At 63.8% G+C, this 17,645-nt stretch carries 17 protein-coding genes; 5 read left to right on the forward strand and 12 right to left on the reverse strand.

All coding sequences use genetic code 11. The features are described 5' to 3' along the window. The 11 genes from RX330_RS25280 to RX330_RS25330 form a co-directional block, all read right to left on the reverse strand. Window positions 1-927, reverse strand: coding sequence for a Gfo/Idh/MocA family protein (locus RX330_RS25280; protein ID WP_317240275.1), 927 nt, complete (start codon window positions 925-927; stop codon window positions 1-3). Continuing rightward, the gene (locus tag RX330_RS25285; protein WP_212092397.1) at window positions 924-1,700 is read right to left on the reverse strand and encodes a FadR/GntR family transcriptional regulator; all 777 of its coding nucleotides are present in this window, start codon (window positions 1,698-1,700) and stop codon (window positions 924-926) included. Before RX330_RS25285 ends, RX330_RS25280 begins: the two co-directional genes overlap by 4 nt. Next, window positions 1,697-2,677: a galactofuranose ABC transporter, permease protein YjfF gene (yjfF, locus tag RX330_RS25290; protein ID WP_317240276.1), complete on the reverse strand. Its 981-nt coding sequence runs from the start codon at window positions 2,675-2,677 to the stop codon at window positions 1,697-1,699. The genes RX330_RS25285 and yjfF overlap by 4 nt, the downstream gene beginning before the upstream one ends. After that, window positions 2,674-3,666 (reverse strand): ABC transporter permease, encoded by a 993-nt coding sequence (locus RX330_RS25295; RefSeq protein WP_212092395.1) that lies wholly within the window; start codon window positions 3,664-3,666, stop codon window positions 2,674-2,676. The genes yjfF and RX330_RS25295 overlap by 4 nt, the downstream gene beginning before the upstream one ends. Further along, complete coding sequence (locus RX330_RS25300; protein WP_317240277.1) at window positions 3,663-5,207, reverse strand: sugar ABC transporter ATP-binding protein; 1,545 nt, start codon at window positions 5,205-5,207, stop codon at window positions 3,663-3,665. Before RX330_RS25300 ends, RX330_RS25295 begins: the two co-directional genes overlap by 4 nt. Window positions 5,208-5,321: 114 nt before the next feature. Next, a complete protein-coding gene (gene ytfQ, locus RX330_RS25305; RefSeq protein ID WP_317240278.1) occupies window positions 5,322-6,287 on the reverse strand; it encodes a galactofuranose ABC transporter, galactofuranose-binding protein YtfQ in 966 nt (321 codons plus the stop codon). A gap of 413 nt (window positions 6,288-6,700) precedes the next feature. Next, on the reverse strand, window positions 6,701-7,873 hold the full coding sequence (locus RX330_RS25310) for a fumarylacetoacetate hydrolase family protein (protein ID WP_317240279.1): 1,173 nt from the start codon (window positions 7,871-7,873) through the stop codon (window positions 6,701-6,703). A gap of 113 nt (window positions 7,874-7,986) precedes the next feature. After that, the gene (locus RX330_RS25315; protein WP_317240280.1) at window positions 7,987-8,964 is read right to left on the reverse strand and encodes a HEAT repeat domain-containing protein; all 978 of its coding nucleotides are present in this window, start codon (window positions 8,962-8,964) and stop codon (window positions 7,987-7,989) included. Between the two features lie 2 nt (window positions 8,965-8,966). After that, the gene (locus tag RX330_RS25320; protein ID WP_212092390.1) at window positions 8,967-9,200 is read right to left on the reverse strand and encodes a ferredoxin family protein; all 234 of its coding nucleotides are present in this window, start codon (window positions 9,198-9,200) and stop codon (window positions 8,967-8,969) included. A 27-nt stretch (window positions 9,201-9,227) separates the two neighbouring features. Continuing rightward, a complete protein-coding gene (locus RX330_RS25325) occupies window positions 9,228-10,970 on the reverse strand; it encodes a fumarate reductase/succinate dehydrogenase flavoprotein subunit (RefSeq protein WP_317240281.1) in 1,743 nt (580 codons plus the stop codon). 104 nt (window positions 10,971-11,074) lie between these two features. Continuing rightward, complete coding sequence (locus RX330_RS25330; protein WP_317240282.1) at window positions 11,075-11,848, reverse strand: ferredoxin--NADP reductase; 774 nt, start codon at window positions 11,846-11,848, stop codon at window positions 11,075-11,077. A 210-nt stretch (window positions 11,849-12,058) separates the two neighbouring features. Here RX330_RS25330 and RX330_RS25335 point away from each other — a divergent pair, with 210 nt between their 5' ends. From RX330_RS25335 to RX330_RS25355, 5 genes are all read left to right on the forward strand, one after another. Next, a complete protein-coding gene (locus tag RX330_RS25335; RefSeq protein WP_212092496.1) occupies window positions 12,059-12,355 on the forward strand; it encodes a gamma-butyrobetaine hydroxylase-like domain-containing protein in 297 nt (98 codons plus the stop codon). Between the two features lie 183 nt (window positions 12,356-12,538). Next, a complete protein-coding gene (locus tag RX330_RS25340) occupies window positions 12,539-13,315 on the forward strand; it encodes a Crp/Fnr family transcriptional regulator (RefSeq protein ID WP_212092387.1) in 777 nt (258 codons plus the stop codon). 181 nt (window positions 13,316-13,496) lie between these two features. Further along, window positions 13,497-14,918, forward strand: coding sequence for an ABC transporter substrate-binding protein (locus RX330_RS25345; RefSeq protein WP_317240283.1), 1,422 nt, complete (start codon window positions 13,497-13,499; stop codon window positions 14,916-14,918). Then, on the forward strand, window positions 14,915-15,823 hold the full coding sequence (locus RX330_RS25350) for an ABC transporter permease (protein WP_317240284.1): 909 nt from the start codon (window positions 14,915-14,917) through the stop codon (window positions 15,821-15,823). Before RX330_RS25345 ends, RX330_RS25350 begins: the two co-directional genes overlap by 4 nt. Continuing rightward, window positions 15,820-16,692 (forward strand): ABC transporter ATP-binding protein, encoded by an 873-nt coding sequence (locus RX330_RS25355; protein ID WP_212092384.1) that lies wholly within the window; start codon window positions 15,820-15,822, stop codon window positions 16,690-16,692. The genes RX330_RS25350 and RX330_RS25355 overlap by 4 nt, the downstream gene beginning before the upstream one ends. 57 nt (window positions 16,693-16,749) lie before the next feature. On the opposite strand, the gene RX330_RS25360 is transcribed toward RX330_RS25355, so the two are convergent. After that, window positions 16,750-17,547 carry an MBL fold metallo-hydrolase gene (locus RX330_RS25360; protein WP_317240285.1) on the reverse strand — a complete coding sequence of 266 codons (798 nt, stop codon included), beginning with the start codon at window positions 17,545-17,547 and terminating at the stop codon, window positions 16,750-16,752. Window positions 17,548-17,645: the final 98 nt, after the last annotated feature.

Here is a 17,645-nt window from a genome sequence, read left to right on the forward strand (position 1 = left end):
CTAGTCCACAAATGGTTCGACGACGGTGCGCCGGCCGAGCAGGAAGGCGTCGGCAACGAGACGAAGCGGCGTCAGGTCGACGTCGCTTGTACCCGTCGTGGTAAGCTCGACGAAGCGCCGGTAGAGTCCGCGATATTCCTCATCGGGCGCCTCGGCAAGCACCTTGCCATCGACAGCCATGCGCGCGCCACCGCTGGACAAGGTCATCCGGCCCTGATCGGTTTCGACGACAATATCCCAGCTTTGCGGCCCGGTCTGGCGAAAGTCGAACTCGGCGGTCACAGGCAGGCCGCCAATGTCGGTCAGCGTCAGGCTCGCAGCGATCGGCGCCTGGCAGTTGGCCGGAAAGGCCAGTTCAGCCGCGGTGACGAACACCTGAGACGGCAGGATCCTGGTCAGGATCGACAGCGCGTTGATGCCGGGGTCGAACACGCCAAGGCCGCCCGGCTCCCAGATCCAGCCCTGACCCGGATGCCAAATGCGAACGTCTTCCTTCCAGTCGATGTGCACCGACGTGATGCGTCGGCCAGCGAGCCATTGCCGCGCGGGCTCCACCGTTGGCGCGTAGCGCGAATGCCAGGTCGCAAACAACGTCCGCTTTGCCTCCGCCGCCATCGCGATCAGCGGATCGAGCTCGGCAACGCCGATCCCCGGCGGCTTCTCCAGCATGACATGCTTGCCGGCTTTGAGCGCCGCGGCGGCCTGCGCGCGCCTCACCTGCGGCGGCGTGCAGAGCGACACCGCATCGACGTCCGGCCCCTTCTCGAGCAGCTCCTCGATGGTGGCGAAATGCGGCAGTCCAGGCAGCGAGGCGTTGCGGCTGGCGACAGCCGCGAGCGTCGCGCCCGACGTCGCGGCGATCGCACCGACGTGCTGGTCGCGCGCGATCTTGCCGAAGCCGACGATGGCGATACGAAGTTCCGTCACGATCTCTCTCCAGATTCCACGGATGGCAACGCCTCGGCCGGCGCGGTCTCGATCACGGCGCCCTCGTGGCGATGCATGCCGTTGTGAATGACGAAGACCATCGCCTCCGAGGCCGCCTCGGCATCGCCCGCTGCGATCGCATCGACGATATTCTGGTGCCAGAGCAGCACGGTGTCGCGGTCCTCCGGCTCGACCGGTGCGCTGAGCAGGAACGAGGCGCGCAGCGCCGCCTCGATGACGTGGCCGATCGAGCGCATGAACAGATTGCCGGAGGCGCGTGCCACCGCGACGTGGAGCGCGAGGTCGGCGTCGGCAAAGCCGACCGAATCGGATGCTTCCAGCCGCATGCGATCCATGCAGCGCCGCAGTTCGGCGAGGTCCTCCTCCGACCGCTGCGTCGCCGCAAGCATCGCGGCGCGCGGCTCGACCGCGAGACGGATCTCGGCGAGGTCGTTGAGGAAACGCTTGTCGATGCCGGCATCCAGGTGCCAGGCCAGCACGTCGGCGTCGAACATGTTCCAGGCCGCGCGTTCGCGCACGACGGTGCCGACGCGCGCCTTGGTGGTGAGCAGGCCTTTGGCGACCAGGGTCTTCACGCTCTCACGCAGCACCGGCCGCGACACGCCGAACATGGCGATCATCTCGGCATCTCCCGGCAACCGCGTCCCCTCCGCGTAGCGGCCGGCGATGATGTCGACGCCGATCGAGCGGGCGACCTCCGCATGGTTGGAGTGAGCCCGCCGCGTCGGAATGACGACGATACGCGAGGTCATGTCGCGGCTCCCAGGCTTTTCCTCGCCGGCCGGCGCGCGAGTGCGACCAACCCCTGCTGCAAGGCGATGAAGGCAAACAGCAGGATACCGGTTGCGATCTTGGTCCACCAGCTCGACAATGTGCCGTCGAAATTGATGTAGGTCTGGATCAGGCCCTGGATCAGCACGCCGAGAAAGGTGCCGATCACCGAGCCCTGCCCGCCCGTGAGCAGCGTGCCGCCGATCACGACGGCCGCGATGCTGTCGAGCTCGACGCCGACGGCGGAGAGCGAATAGCCGGCGCTGGTGTAGAAGGAGAAGACGATGCCCGCGATGCCCGCCAGCAGGCTCGACAGCATGTAGATCTTTATCGTCATCTTGCCAACAGCAACGCCCATCATGCTCGCGGCCGCCCGGCTGCCGCCGAGCGCATAGACATTGGCGCCGAACCGGGTGAGCTGCAATAGCAAGGCTCCGCCGATGACGATCACGAGCATGATGATCGCTATCGCGGTCAATCGCCCGCCGCCGGGCATGCGAAGCGCGAAGTCGGAGACCGTCGAATAGACCGGCGCCGTGATCGGCACCGATTCCGTCGACAGCAGGAAGCTTGCACCCCGTGCCAGGAACATGCCGGCGAGCGTCACGATGAACGGCGGTAGATCGAAGACATGGATCACCGCGCCCATCGTCGCGCCAAAGGCCGCCGAGAGCGCGAGGACGGCAACGAAGGCGACCAGCGGCGGCATGCCCCAGCGCTCGATCGCCAGCGCGACGAAGACCGTCGTAAATCCGATCACCGAGCCGACCGAAAGATCGATGCCGCCGGAGATGATGACGAAGGTCATGCCGACAGCGACGATGCCGAGGAAAGCGTTGTCGGTGAGGAGATTGCCGACCACGCGGGTCGAGGCAATATTGGGGAATTGCACCGCGCAGAGCGCAAAACCCGCGACGAGCACGATGGCCGTGATCAGGACGGGCGGCAGGCCTTTCATGCTTTCGTTCTCCGCAGCCGCGCGACGATTCCAGCAAAGCCGGTCAGCTTCGGCGATTGCAACAGCAGCACAGCGAGCACCACCACGGCCTTGACCAGCAAGTTGAATTCCGGCGGATAGCCGGACAGCAAAATTCCAGTGTTCATGGTCTGGATGATCAGAGCGCCAAGCACGGCGAGCCCGAGGCTGAAGCGGCCGCCGAACAGCGAGGTGCCGCCGATCACCACGGCCAGAATCGCATCGAGCTCGAGCCAGAGGCCGGCATTGTTGGCATCCGCGCCCATGATGTCGGCCGCCGCGATCACGCCGGCGAGCGCGGCGCAGACGCCGCACCAGACATAGACCGAAAGGATCATCGCGCGCGTACCGACGCCGGCAAGCTCGCTCGCCCGCGCATTGCCGCCGGTCGCCTCGATCATCAGACCGAGCGCCGAACCCCGAACCACGAGGCCGGTCAGGATCAGCATGCAAAGGGTAATCGCGACTGGAACCGGAAGGCCAAGCACCGCACCGTTGCCGAGCCAGACCAGATCCGGCGAGGAGAACGTGACGATGCGCCCTTCGGTGATGAGCTGAGCGATGCCGCGCCCCGCCACCATGAGGATCAGCGTCGCCACGATCGGCTGCATCCCAAGCACGGCGACGAGAAATCCGTTCCACAGTCCGCAGACAAGGCCCGCTCCAAGAGCGGCCGCCAGCACCACCGGGAGGCTGTGGCTATCGGCAAGACTCGCCGCAATCGCGCCTGAGATCGCCATGACGGCGCCAACCGACAGGTCGATGCCGCGCGTTGCAATCACCAACACCATGCCGAGCGAAAGCAACGCCACCGGCGTGCCGCGATTGAGCACGTCGATCAAGCTGCCGAACAGCCGGCCGTCCTGGAGGCGCAAATCGAAGAATTGCGGCGACACCATGCGATCCACCGCGAGGATGACGATCAACGCGAGGATCTGCGCCAGACCGCGGCGCGGCAACAGCGCTGTCATGTGTGAGCCTCGAGCGCAACCGCGGCACCGTCGGCGGCAATGGCCGCGAGGATGTTGCCGACATCGATCGCCTCGCCCGCGAGCTCCTCGACATGGGCGCGGTCGCGCAGCACCACGACGCGGTCGGAATAGGTCACGATCTCGTCGAGCTCGGAGGAGATCACCAGCAGCGCCAGACCATTCTCGCAGAGCTCGCGGATGAGGCGGATGATCTCGGCATGCGCGCCGACATCGATGCCGCGGGTCGGCTCGTCCAGCACGAGCAGCCGCGGCGAGGTCGCGAGCCAGCGCGCCAGCAGCACCTTCTGCTGATTGCCGCCGGACAACAGGCCGACGGGGCGTTCGGGATCGGCAGGACGAATGTCGAGCATCTTGACGTAGCGGCGTGCGATCTCGTCCTGCTCGCGGCGCGACAGCGGGCGATGCAGGCCGCGCTTGGCCTGGAGCGCGAGCACGATGTTCTCGCGCACGGTGAGCTCGGCGACGATGCCGTCGGTCTTGCGTTCCTCCGGGCAATAGCCAAAGCCGTGGCGCACGCCGTCGCGGGGCGACTGGAGCCGCACCGGCGCGCCTTCCACCCTCGCCTGCCCGCCATCGGCGCGCTCTGCGCCGAACACCAGCCGCGCCGTCTCGGTGCGGCCCGAGCCGAGCAGTCCGGCGAGACCGACAACCTCGCCATGACGCAGCTCCAGATTGAACGGCGCGACATACCCAGCCTTGCCGTAATTCTCGAAGCTCGCGCAGACCTCGCGTGCCCGGTGCTCACCTGCCGAGGCCCGCGCGCTGGTGGTCTCGGCCAGCTCACGGCCGAGCATCATCCGGATCAACTCCAGCCGCGGCAGCGAGGCGGTCTCGCGCTCGCCGACCAGGCGGCCGTTGCGCAGCACCGTGATGCGGTCGGATATCTCGTAGACCTGATCGAGGAAGTGGCTGACGAAGACGATGCCGATACCGCGCTTTGCGAGCTGGCGCACGATGCCGAAGAGAATCTCGACCTCGTGGCGGTCGAGGCTGGCGGTTGGCTCATCGAGGATCAGCACGCGAGCGGAGAGATCGACGGCCCGCGCGATCGCAGTGACGTGCTGGATGGCGACGGAATAGCTGCCGAGCGGCGCGGCGACGTCGATCTCGAGGCCGAAATCCGCCAGCAGCCCTTTGGCGCGGCGGCGCATTTCAGCTTCGCGCACGATGCCGAAGCGCATCGGCTGGCGGTCGAGGAACAGGTTTTGCGCCACCGAAAGATTCGGCAGCAGGTTGACCTCCTGGTAGACGGTGGCAATGCCCGCTGCCACCGCCGCCTTGGCCGAGCGTGGCGCGATCTCGTCGCCGCCGAGCCTGACGATGCCGGCATCGCGCGGAAACACGCCCGTGATCACCTTGATCAGCGTCGACTTGCCGGCGCCGTTCTCGCCGAGCAACGCATGGATCTCGCCGGTGCGCAGCGTGAAGTCGACCTCCTGCAACGCGCGTACAGCGCCGAAGCTCTTGCTGATCCCGCGCACCTCCAACAGAGGCGGAGCAGAATCGGGACTGTTCTCCATGGCGACGTCACTCCCGCGGGCGCCCGCTAACGTTGCGAACACCCGGCCTTTTCCTTCGCTGCGGCTTCGAAGGTACGCCGGACCGCGGGGGGCGGCCCGGCGCGATGTCTCGCCTCAGTAACCGAGACCCTTCTTGCTGTCGTAGATCTTCTGCGGATCGTCGGCAGCGGTATAGAGCTTGGATTCGGTCTGGATCCATTTCGGCGGAACCGTGCCCTTCTCCTTGAAGGCCGCGACGGCATCGAGCGCGGGGCCGGCCATGTTCGGCGTCAGCTCGACCGTCGCATTGGCTTCGCCGGCGGCCATCGCCTTGAAGATATCAGGAACCGCGTCGATCGAGACGGTGAGGACGTCCTTGCCGGGCTTGAGGCCGGCTTCCTTCATCGCTTGGATCGCGCCGACCATCATGTCGTCGTTGTGGGCATAGACCGCGCAGATGTTCTTGCCGCCGCCCTCGGCCTTGATGAAGCTCTCCATCACCTCCTTGCCCTTGGCACGGGTGAAGTCGCCGGTCTGGCTGCGCACCACCTTCAGATTGGCGTGCTTGGCGATGGCGGTGTCGAACCCCTTCTTGCGGTTGGTGGCAACGCTGGCGCCGACCGTGCCTTGCAGTTCGACGATATTGCAGGGCTTGCTACCGACGGTCTTGGCCAGCCAGTCGCCGGCGACCGCGCCTTCATGCACGCTGTCGGAGGTGACGGCGGTGAGATAGAGGTCCTTGCCGGAGGGATCGATGTCGCGGTCGAGCAGCACGACCGGGATCTTGGCCTCCTTGGCCTCCTTCAGCACCGAGTCCCAGCCTGTCGAGACGACGGGCGCGAGGAAGATCGCATCGACGTTCTGCGCGATGAAGGAACGGATCGCCTTGATCTGGTTCTCCTGCTTCTGCTGCGCGTCGGCGATCTTGAGATTGACCTTTCGCTTGGTAGCCTCCTGCTTGGAGACCGAAGTCTCGGCCGCGCGCCAACCGGATTCCGATCCGATCTGCGAAAAGCCGATGGTGAGCTCGGCAGCACTGGCCGGCAGCGCGAGCAGCAACGCGGCCGTGGCGCTGGCCGCAAAGAGGGCTTTGAGGGTCATCAGGCGTGTCTCCCAAGAGATGATCTTCTGTTATCTCGGGCGCCGATCGGTAGCATGGCACCCATAGGCCGGCCTTTGAGGCGGCAGAAGGCACTATTCCACGGAAGATGGGTTCCGACTAGTCATATTATTTGACTATTGGGTGACAATTTAGACGGAGAGGGCTCGCTGCGCATATGACACGCCAAGCGCGATTTTGTTCCGCGGATGCAACGAGGAGATGAAGAAACTTGTGCGGGGTGGGCGGAGAATGCGGTGTCGCAGCGACGGTGATAGACGGTCGCGCGAACTCTCCTCCCGTCATTGCGAGCGCAGAGTTCTGCGTCTATCCACCTGATGGACGCGCGGAGAGTCCCCTCACCCGCGCCGCTTCGCATGTCGGCCTCTCCCCCGCAAGCGGGAGAGGCGAAGAGCTAGATCAGCTTCCGCTGCGCCAGGTTCTTCATCAGCGCGCCGATGCCGAAGGTCCAGGGCTCGCACTCGTCGCTGGTGCGCATGCGGTTGACGAGCTTGCCGAGCTGCGGCGCTGAGATCGTGACGATGTCGTCGCGCTTGTGGGTGAAGCCCTGCCCTGGCGCGTCGCGATCCTTCACGGGGGCGAACATGGTGCCGAGGAAAAGAACGAACCCGTCGGGATATTGGTGGATCTTGCCAATGGTCTGCGCCACGAGATCGGTCGGATCGCGGCTGATCTTGCTGATGGAGGAATGGCCGTCGAGGACGAACCCATCTGTGCCCTGCACGTTCAGGCCGATGTCCAGCTTGCGCGCGTCGTCGAGCGTGAAGGTGTCGTCGAACAGGCGCAGCAGCGGGCCGATCGAGCAGGACGCGTTGTTGTCCTTGGCCTTCGACAGCAGCAGCGCCGAGCGGCCCTCGAAGTCGCGCAAATTGACATCATTGCCGAGCGCGCCGCCGACGATCTTGCCGCGGCTCGACACGAACAACACGAGCTCCGGTTCGGGGTTGTTCCAGGTCGATTTCGGATGCAGGCCGGCATCCATGCCGGTGCCCACCGAAGATAAGGTCGGCGCCTTGGTGAAGACCTCGGCATCCGGGCCGATGCCGACCTCGAGATATTGACTCCAGGCGTTCTGGTCGATCAGCACCTGCTTCAGATGCATCGCCTGGTCCGAGCCCGGCTTGAGTTTTGACAGATCGTCGCCGATCAGCCGCGTCACTTCTTTGCGGATCGCCTCGGCCGAAGCAGGGTTGCCTTTTGCCCGCTCCTCGATCACGCGCTCCAGCATGGAAATGGCGAAGGTGACACCCGCGGCCTTCAGCGTCTGGAGATCGACGGGCGCCAGCAGCCACGGCTTTTTCGGATCGCGCCCATCGGGCGCCGTGTTGGCGACGATCGCTTCGAGATCGCCGATGCGCTCGCCAATGGTCCCGGCAAGCGCCTTGGCCGGATTGTCCTCTTCGCAGAGGGCGCTGATGGTCGGAAATCTTGCGGTGACGTCGAAGACCCCATCCTTGCGCACGGCGACGACGGCGGGCCCACTTACCTGCGGCAGCCAGACGCGGCCGACCAGCGTTCCCCTCGTGCCATCCTCAGGGAGAAGATCCTGAACAGTCAATGTGGTCATGGCCGGCGTCCTCGCTGCTTTTCGGACCGGACGCGTCAACGGCGGCCGATCACTTTGGCGAAGACCAATAAACGTCTGGCTCCGGATGTCCAGAGCACGGTCAAGGGCGGCGGCTACGCCCCTGCCCGCGCCTTCCGCGCCGCAATCTGCTGCAGCGCCCACCGAGCGTTCTTGCGGACCTCAGGGTCTGGGTCGTCGGCGATCACGGCCAGAAATGCCTCGCCGTCGGCATGTGCGATCTCGCCGAGCGCGGCGGCGGCCTCTTTGCGCAAGTTTGCTTGGTCGTGGGTGACGCACGCGCCGATCGGCCGCACCGCACGTTCGATCTTCATCTTGCCGAGGCTGCGGATCGACTTCAGCCGCACCTGCCAGAACTCGTCCGCGAGGCAGGCGACGAGCTGATCCGCCGCGATGGCTCCGTTCACGTTGAGGCCCAGCGTCTCCGCGGCCATCTCGCGGACCATCCAATCCGAATCCTTCAGCGCGCGCGTGATCGTCTCCGCAGCAGACTTCAACTGCGAGAACGCAAGCGCGCTCACGGCGGCGCGGCGCACATGAGCGTCAGGATCGTTGATCAGCGCCGTCAGCGCGGGGATCGATTCTTCCAGCTTCAGGAAGCCGATCACGCCGATCGCCTGCGCGCGCACGGCCGCATCGGAATCCTGCAGCGCCTCCAGCGCGGGCTTCAGCGTGTCCTTGCGGCGCAGCTCCTTGAGTGCCCGCAACGCGCCCATGCGAACGAAGGCGTGGCCATGCTTGACCAGCGGCAGGATGACATCGGCGCAAGCCGGGTCCTTGAACTCGGCCATGCTGTCGGCCGCGGCCGTCGCAACGATTCTTTCGGGATCGACCAGCAGCTTCACGAGCGCGCCCGCAGCTTCCGGCCCGTCGAACTCACCGAGCGCCATTGCGACCTGCTGGCGCACGCCCGCATCGGGGTCGGCCACCATGTTGGCGAGATGCGCAACCGCAGCAGGATCGCCGGAATGGCCGAGCGCGATGATGGCGACGCGGCGCTCGGCGGGATCGGCAGCCTGAAGCCGCTCGTCGGCGTCTTCGAGATCGTCGTAGGATTCGAACGGACTGGACATGGTCACCTCAACAGGTATGGAATGTTGACGGTGACGGCGCCGGTCGGGCAATCGGCTTCGCAGGGCATGCAGTACCAGCACTCGTCATAAGCCATGTAAGCCTTGTTGGTCATGTCGCTGATGCGCAGAACGTCGAGCGGGCAGACGTCGACACAGACGGTGCAGCCCTTGTCCGCAATGCACTTGGCGTCGTCGACGACCACCGGAACCGATGTCTGAAAGGACGCGAGGGGCATCGTTGTCTCCTGTTGTTCGCGATGGGGTCAGGCGGTGGCGCGGATGCGCTGCTTGTCGTAGAGGTCCTTCTCGTCGTCGGCGATCGGGACGACATAAGGCTCGACCGCACGCTTTTCGCTGGTCATCTTGCCGTCCCGCTTGCTCAGCAGCGTGTGACAGAACCAGTTCTCGTTGTCCTTCTCGGGGAAATCCGTGCGCCAATGGTAGAGGCCCCAGCGGCTCTCCTCCCGATATAGCGAGGCATGCGCCGCCATGTCGGCGCAGTCCATGATCGACTGCACCTCGAGCGCGCGGAGCAGCTCATGCGCGTTGCGCGCAATCATGCGCTCCTGCATGTCCTCCCGCGCCTCGGCCAGGCGGCGCATGCCGAGCTCGTACTTGCGCGTGACCTTCGGCGGCTGGAGATAGTCGTTGACCAGGCGGCGGGTCTTGTACTCGATCTGGTTCGGCGGAATGCCGTCCTCGCGCTTCGTCGGCGCCATCACGCGGTCGCGCTCCATCGCGACGTCGGCTGCATCGAACTCCGCGAAGTCGTGGCTGTCGGCGAATTCCATCGCGTCGATGCCTGCGACCGAGCCGTTGGTGAAGGCGCCGAGCATGTAGTTGTGGGGCACGCTCGCCATGTCACCGGCGGCATAGAGGCCCGGCACGGTGGTGCGCGCATTGTCGTCGACGAACACGCCCGAGGCGCTGTGGCCAGAGCAGAAGCCGATTTCGGAGATGTGCATCTCGATCGATTCGCTGCGATAGTCGACGCCCCGCCCCTGCTGGAACAGCCCGCGCGTCGGCCGCTCCACCTTGTGCAAGGTGGATTCGATCTCCGAAATGGTCTCGGGATGGAGGTGCTTGAGCTGGAGGAATACCGGCCCCTTGCCGGACAGGAGCTCGTTGTAGAATTCGAGCATCATCTGACCCGACCAGTAGTCGCATTCGATGAAGCGCGAACCTTCGTTGTTGGCTGTGAAGGCGCCGAACGGACCGGCGACATAGGCGCAGGCCGGGCCGTTATAGTCCTTGATCAGCGGATTGATCTGAAAGCATTCGAGGTTCGCGAGCGCGGCGCCGGCGTGATACGCCATCGCATAGCCATCCCCGGAATTGGCGGCGTTCTCGTAGGTGCCGAACATGTAGCCGGAGGTCGGCAGACCCAGGCGGCCGGCGGCGCCCATGCACAGGATCACGGCCTTGGCCTTGATCACCAGCATCTCGGCGGTGCGGGTATTGACGCTCACCGCGCCGGCGATGCGATCGTCGGCGGATTTGAGCAGCCGCGTCGCCATGTAGCGGTTGGAGATCAGGATGCGGGCGCGGCGGAGCTGGCGATACAGCGCCTTCTTCACGGTCTCGCCGTTCGGCATCGGCAGCACGTAGGTGCCGATGTGGTGCACCTTCTTGACGGCGTAATCGCCGTTCTCGTTCTTCAGGAAGCGGATGCCGAAACTGTCGAGCTCCTCGATAATGCTGTAGCAGTTCTGTGCGTATTTATAGACTGCCTTCTGGTCGACGATGCCGTCGTTGGCGATGGTGATTTCCTTGGTGTACTGCTCCGGCGTGGCATAACCGGGGATGACGGCGTTGTTGAGCCCGTCCATCCCCATCGAGATCGCGCCGGAGCGCTTGACGTTGGCCTTTTCGAGCAGAACGACATTGGCTTTCGGATTCTTCAGCTTCGCCTTCAGCGCCGCCATCGGCCCGGCCGTGCCGCCGCCGATCACCAGCACATCGCAGGAAACCTCCGAAAGTCCGTCGACGATCTGATCTAGTGCCATCGCTTGCTCCTGGTTCGCCGGACGTCCGGCGCCTTTGCATCAGATTTGTTCAGAGGGACCTCCCGGCGATAGCAATTAGTTGTCGCCGGGGTGCGATTTGCGCCTCAGCGCTCGACGAAGGCCTTTTCGACCACGAAATGACCAGGCTGGCTGTGGTTGCCCTCGATAAAGCCGCGTGCGGAGAACATCGCGGGCAGTTCCTCCAGCATCGCCGGGCTGCCGCAGAGCATGATACGATCGGTCTCGATATCGAGGCCGGACAGGCCGATATCGTCGAACATCTGATTGGAAGCGATCAGATCCGTGATGCGGCCGCGATTCCTGAACGGCTCGCGGGTGACGGTCGGGTAGTAGACGAGCTTGTCGCGGATCAGCGGTCCGAAGAATTCGTGGTTGCGCAGGCCATCGACGACGTGTTCGCCATAGGCCAGTTCCGAAACGTGGCGGCAGCCATGGGCGAGCACGATGGTCTCGTAATTCTCGTAGACATCGGGATCCTTGATCAAGCTGGCGAAGGGCGCAAGGCCGGTGCCGGTCGAAAGCAGCAACAGGCGTTTACCCGGAATGAGATTGCCGGTGATCAGCGTCCCCGTCGCCTTGCGGCCGACCAGGATGATGTCGCCTTCCTTGATCTTCTGCAGGCGCGAGGTCAGCGGCCCGTCCTGCACCTTGATCGAGAAGAACTCGAGTGCCTCCTCGTGATTGGCGCTGGCCATGCTGTAGGCCCGCATCAAGGGCTTGCCTTCGACCTCGAGTCCGATCATCGCGAACTGGCCATTCTGGAAACGAAAGCCGGGATCACGGGTGGCAGTGAAGCTGAACAGGGATTCGGTCCAGTGCCGGACCGACAGAACCGTCTCCTTCTGAAATGCGTTCATGGTCTCTCCTTCTCGATGACACCAAGGTCGCGGCAAGAGGAGCGTCCGGCAATTCGGAAGTGAGATTCGCGGTCGATTAGTTTCACATTTTGCCGCGGTGATCGAAGAGAGGGCAATTGACCGCCATCCCCACGCATCCATGCCGGCAATTAGTTGCTATCCATGCTGTCCCGCGCCGACGTAGAAATCAGCCGGAGGTTCGTCATGACCATGAGACTGGTGGCACCCACCGTGGCCGATTATGAAGCAAGCGCCGATCTCGCTTCGCTCCTCGTCCGCACGACGCAGGACGATGCACTGAGCGTCCCCGCAGAAACGCTTCGCCTTTCCTGCAAATGCGCCCATTGCACCCGTGCGCGCTTCGACGGCCGCTTCCCGGAAGCATTTCCAGGCATCGCCATCACCGAAATCGGCGATCTCGGCTACGGGCTGAACATCGCGTTCTCGGACGGGCATAACCGAGGGATTTATCCGAAGCCGTATTTGCTGAGCCTGGCAGGGCATTGACCCATAACCGGTCTCGTCATTCCGGGGCGCCCGAAGGGCGAGCCCGGCATCCATAACTCCCACTCGTAATTATGGATTCCGGGCCTGTGCGCCTTGCGAATCCCGGAATGACGCCGGAAGTTGGCGCCCCATCTGGCACGGACATTGCTCCCCTTTAGAACGATTTGAACGTTCCGGAGGCAGATGATGTTGCAGGCCGCCAATGTGGTTCGCGGGCCCATTCCCCCGGCAGTCCGGCCTACCGGCAGTTCCTCGCTGCTCCTCACCGAGAACCAGCAATGGATCGGCGGACCGCCGCCGTTGATGGACAAGCTTTCGCCGCGGGAACGAGAGCTGGTGCTGAAACAGGGGCGGCGCAAGGTGCTCAACCGCGGCCAGACCCTGTTCAGCCAGGGCGGCAAGCATGACGGCATCTGGCTGGTCGAGAGCGGCCGGATCCGGGTGTTCTACACCTCCCCGCTCGGGCGCGAGATCACGCTGGCCTATTGGCATGTCGGCAATTTCGTCGGCGGGCCCGAGGTATTCGAGGGCACCGTGCATCAATGGTCCGGCGTCGCATCCAGCAATTGCAGCGTGGTGCATCTGCCCGGAAAGGAGCTGCGGTCCCTTGCCACCGAGATCCCCAATCTTGCGATCGGCCTGATCGAAGGCCTCACGTTCAAGGGCAAATGCTATTCGGCGCTGGCCCAGATGCTGGGAACGCGCTCGATCACGCAGCGCCTTGCGCACCTCTTGCTGCATCTCGTCGAGCTCTATGGCGTCGAGGACGCGGACGGCCGCGTGATCGCCGCAGCCTTCACCCATGCGGACATCGCCCACATGGTCGGGGCGACGCGCCAATGGGTCACGATCAGCCTGAAGCGCATGCAGGAGAAGGGAATCGTGCTGACCAAGCGCTCGCAGATCGTGGTCTGCCGGACCGACGTGCTGGAGGAGATGCGTGGACACGCATCTGACTGAAGGATTTTGCGACCAGGCCCGGTGCACAGGCAAGCGGCTTTATAATGCAGGACTGCCCAAGGAGTATGCAATCAGCTTTTCCCGGCAACTAATCGACTGCGGTCATCATTCCGGATTTGCCCTGTCTGAGCCCTCACCCAATCATGGCAACCACAGCACATCCAACCGAATGAGGATGAGAATGGTCCGCCATCTTTCCACGCTCTCGATCGCGATGTCGGTGACGTCGCTGACGCTTCTGATTGCGCAGTCGGCCTCGGCGGAAACCGTGACGCTCGGCATCGGAACGCAGGACACCACGACCAACACGGTGACCGCCGGCGTTGTGATCCGCCAGCTGAACCTTCTCGAAAAGTACCTGCCCAAAGACGGCAAATACGCCAACATCAAGTTTCAGCTTGAGTGGCAGAACTTCACCTCGGGTCCGCCTGTCACCAATGCGATGATGGCGAACAAGCTCCAGATCGGCATGATGGGCGATTATCCGCTGATCGTGAACGGGTTCACCTTCGAGAGCAATCCGGAAAGCAAGAGCCGGCTGATGGGCATCGCCGCCTACAGCCTCGAAGGCTCCGGCAATGGCCTCGTCGTTCACAAGGACTCGCCCTACTACGATCTCGGCGACCTCAAAGGCAAGCTGGTCAGCGTGCCCTTCGGCTCCGCCGCGCACGGCATGGTCCTGAAGGCGATGCAGGACCGTGGCTATCCCGCGGACTTCTTCCAGCTCGTCAGCCAGAGCCCTGAAGTCGGCTCGACCAATCTCCAGGAAAAGAAGATCGACGCGCATGCCGACTTCGTTCCCTTCGCCGAGCTGCTGCCCTTCCGCGGCTTCGCACGAAAGATCTTCGACGGCGTCGAGACCAACTTGCCGACATTCCACGGCATCGTGGTCCGCACCGATTTTGCCGAGAAATACCCGGAAGTCGTCGTCGCCTATTTCAAGGCGGTGATTGCCGCCAACCAATGGCTGCGCGACGATCCCAAGCTCGCCGCCGAAAAGATCCAGGAATGGACCGGCATCAACAAGGAAGTGGTCTATATCTTCCTGGGGCCCAGCGGCAACATGACCACCGATCCGACGATCAAGCCAGCTCTGATCGATGCCGCCGCAGTCGACGTCAAGGTGCTGCAGAACCTCGGTCGCATGAAGGAATTTGATCCGAAGAAGTGGGTCGACGATAGTTTCATCCGCAAGGCCTACGCCGAAATGAAGCTCGACTATGACACACGGCTCGCCAGCACGAAGAACTACGAGATCGCCGGTGAAGACAGCTTCTGCAAGAAGCCGATTGCTGATCCGCGCAAGGCTGGCGAAGTCTGGGTGGATGATGCCGGCATCATGCCCTTCGCGTCAGCCAACTGCACGCTTGGCGCCTATGCCGACTACAAGGCCAAGGGCAAGAAGATCAACGTCGCTTACGTTTTCGATACGACACGCGGCATCAAGCTGTTCGCCGACCAGGCCTTCTACGCAGTGGGCAATGGCGACGTGGCACCCTTCCTGCTGAAGAAGGATGCCGAAGCCCATGCCGCCAAGATCAGCGGCAAGGTGCTTGGCTTCGAGGACGCCGTGAAGGTGGCGGTGGGCGGAGGCAAGACGTGAGCAGTCCCGCCCTCCTCAGACATCCCAAGGACAGCATGCCGGCAACGACCTTTATCGAGGCGGGCTCCGCGCCCGCCGTCCCGCCGCCTGCGGCATCGCGCACCTTCGGCACGCTCGCCCTGCGATGGTACAGGCTCAACCGGTCCGGACTGCGCGCGACCGCGATCGGCATCATCTCGCTGCTCGCGTTTCTCCTGGTCTGGCACCTCCTCACGACCTACCGCGTCGTGTTCTTCGTGCGCTTCACCAACGTGCCCTCGCCGCTCGCGGTCTATGCGAGCTTCACCAAGGCGATCCACGATCCCAAGTTCATGCTGCACATCGCACTGAGCTGCCGGCGCATCTTCATCGGATTCTCGCTCGCTGCGATCGTCGCCGTGCCGCTCGGCCTGATCATGGGGCGCTTCAAGCTGGTGCATGAGGTGATCTTCCCCGTGGCCGAAGTGCTGCGGCCGATTCCGGCGATCGCCTGGGTGCCGATGGCGATCATGCTGTGGCCGACCAACGAGCAGAGCATCGTCTACATCACCTTCCTCGGTTCGTTCTTCCCGATCCTCGTCAACACGCTGCACGGCATGTCGCTGGTCGATCCCGTGCTGGTGCGCGCCGCGCAATGTCTCGGCGCGCGGGAACGCTCGATCTTCCGCGAGGTGTATTTTCCGGCGTCGCTGCCGCACATCTTCACCGGTCTCACCGTCGGGATGGGGGTCGCCTGGGTGTCGCTGATCGCCGCCGAAATGATCTCCGGGCAGTACGGCATCGGCTATTTCACCTGGGAGGCCTATTCGCTGGTCCAGTATGCCGACATCGCGCTCGGCATGATCGCGATCGGCGTGCTCGGCCTCGGATCGAGCCTGCTGATCAGAGGCGCGGGACAATTGGTGATGCCGTGGAGATCGACATGAGCGAGATGATTGCGAGCAGCCCGAAAGGCCATATCGAGGTCAAGAACTTCTCCCTCGCCTACGAGACCATCGAGGGAGCGGTGCAGGCCGTGACCGACACGCAGATCCACGTGAAGCCCGGCGAATTCGTCTCGATCGTCGGCCCCTCCGGCTGTGGAAAGTCGACGCTGCTCAATGCGGTCGCCGGCTTCCTCAAGCCGACCACGGGAATCGTCACTGTCGACGGCGAGCGCGTGAACGGCCCCAGCGCCGAACGCGGCATGGTGTTCCAGCAATATTCGCTGTTCCCCTGGAAGACGGTGCGGGAGAATGTCGAGTTTGGTCTGAAGATGCGCGGCATGCCCCGTTCTCAGCGTGAACGGGCGGCACGCACCCTGCTGGGGCTTGCAGGGCTCGAAGCGTTCGAGAAGCATTATCCGGAAAGGCTCTCCGGCGGCATGAAGCAGCGCGTCGGCATCGTCCGGGCGCTGGCGACAGGGCCCAAGGTGCTGCTGCTGGACGAACCCTTCGGCGCACTCGATGCGCAGACGCGCGTCATCATGCAGCAGATCCTCACCAACATGTGGCAGCGGCTGAAGATCTCGGTGCTGTTCGTCACCCACGATATCGACGAGGCGATCTTCCTGTCCGACCGGGTCTACTGCATGACCGCTCGTCCCGGCTCGATCAAGGCGGAGATCCCGATTCCCCTTGAACGGCCGAGGCAGCAATCGATGATGATGTCGTCGGAATTCCTGGCGCTCCGCCGCGGGCTGATGTCCCTGATCCGCGAGGAAAGCCTGAAGGCCATGGGCGGCGAGATCACCGACATGGGCATGCAGGGGCTGAGCATCGAGCTGAACGGCCATTCACTGGCGGATGTCATCTAGCGATCGGCCGGCGCACGCGCCTTCGTTCCGACCTCGTGGTAGAAATCGCGTGCCGGTTTAACCTTGTGCCGGCTCATAACGGTATCCTTCGCCGTTACGTACCACGCGACCGATGCCTGGCCGGCCGAGATGCGCGCCGGCGATCCATGTCCCCGCCCGGGCTGCGTCATGGAGAACCTTCAGGCGGGTTGCGCGTGCGGTCGGCTGATCGTCGTCATAGCCCCAGCTGAAGGCGGGATTGCCAAACTGCAAGGCGGGCACATGAACGACGTCACCGAAGAACAGGACACGGCCCTCGTCCGTGTCGAGCGCGTAGCCGATGTGACCGGGAGCATGACCGGAAAGGGAAACCGCCCGTAATCGCACGGCCACTTGCTCGCCATTCCGAACAGGCTTCAGCAAGGGCCGGAAACGCGCCAGGTGCGTTTCGGCGAGAAAGCTCTCCACAGCGCCCTCGGCAATCATGATCGCCTTCAGATTCGGAAAGAGCACTCTGCCGTCGGGCGTCAAAAGCCCGTGCACATGATCCTGATGGGCGTGGGTGAGGGCCAAACGCGTGATCGAACCCGGGTCGATCCCGGCCTCGACCAAGGTCTGCTCGAGGCGCCCCACCGTCGGTGCCCAGCCCCCTCCTCCGCTGTCGATGAGAATGCCCTCAGCGCCAGGACCTGCGAGAGCGAAGCAATTGACCGACAGACGAAGCGCTCCTGCCTGCATAGCTTGCGATACGGGGCCATTCTGCGGGTCTCGCAAAAGGTCTGCCGGCATCTCGATATAGCCGTCCGAAAGCGACCAGATTCGCCATTCTCCCGAAGTGACGCAGAGGACATTATCGCTGTGGGATGTCACGATCATAGGGCCACCGTCGCGTCTCGTTGCGTGCCAAATCTAGGATAAGACGGCTTATGAGACTATACGGATTGTGCTGGATGAGCTCATGAGTGATATTCATC

Origin of the sequence: Bradyrhizobium sp. NDS-1 (assembly GCF_032918005.1) — a bacterium.
Lineage (GTDB): Bacteria > Pseudomonadota > Alphaproteobacteria > Rhizobiales > Xanthobacteraceae > Bradyrhizobium > Bradyrhizobium tunisiense.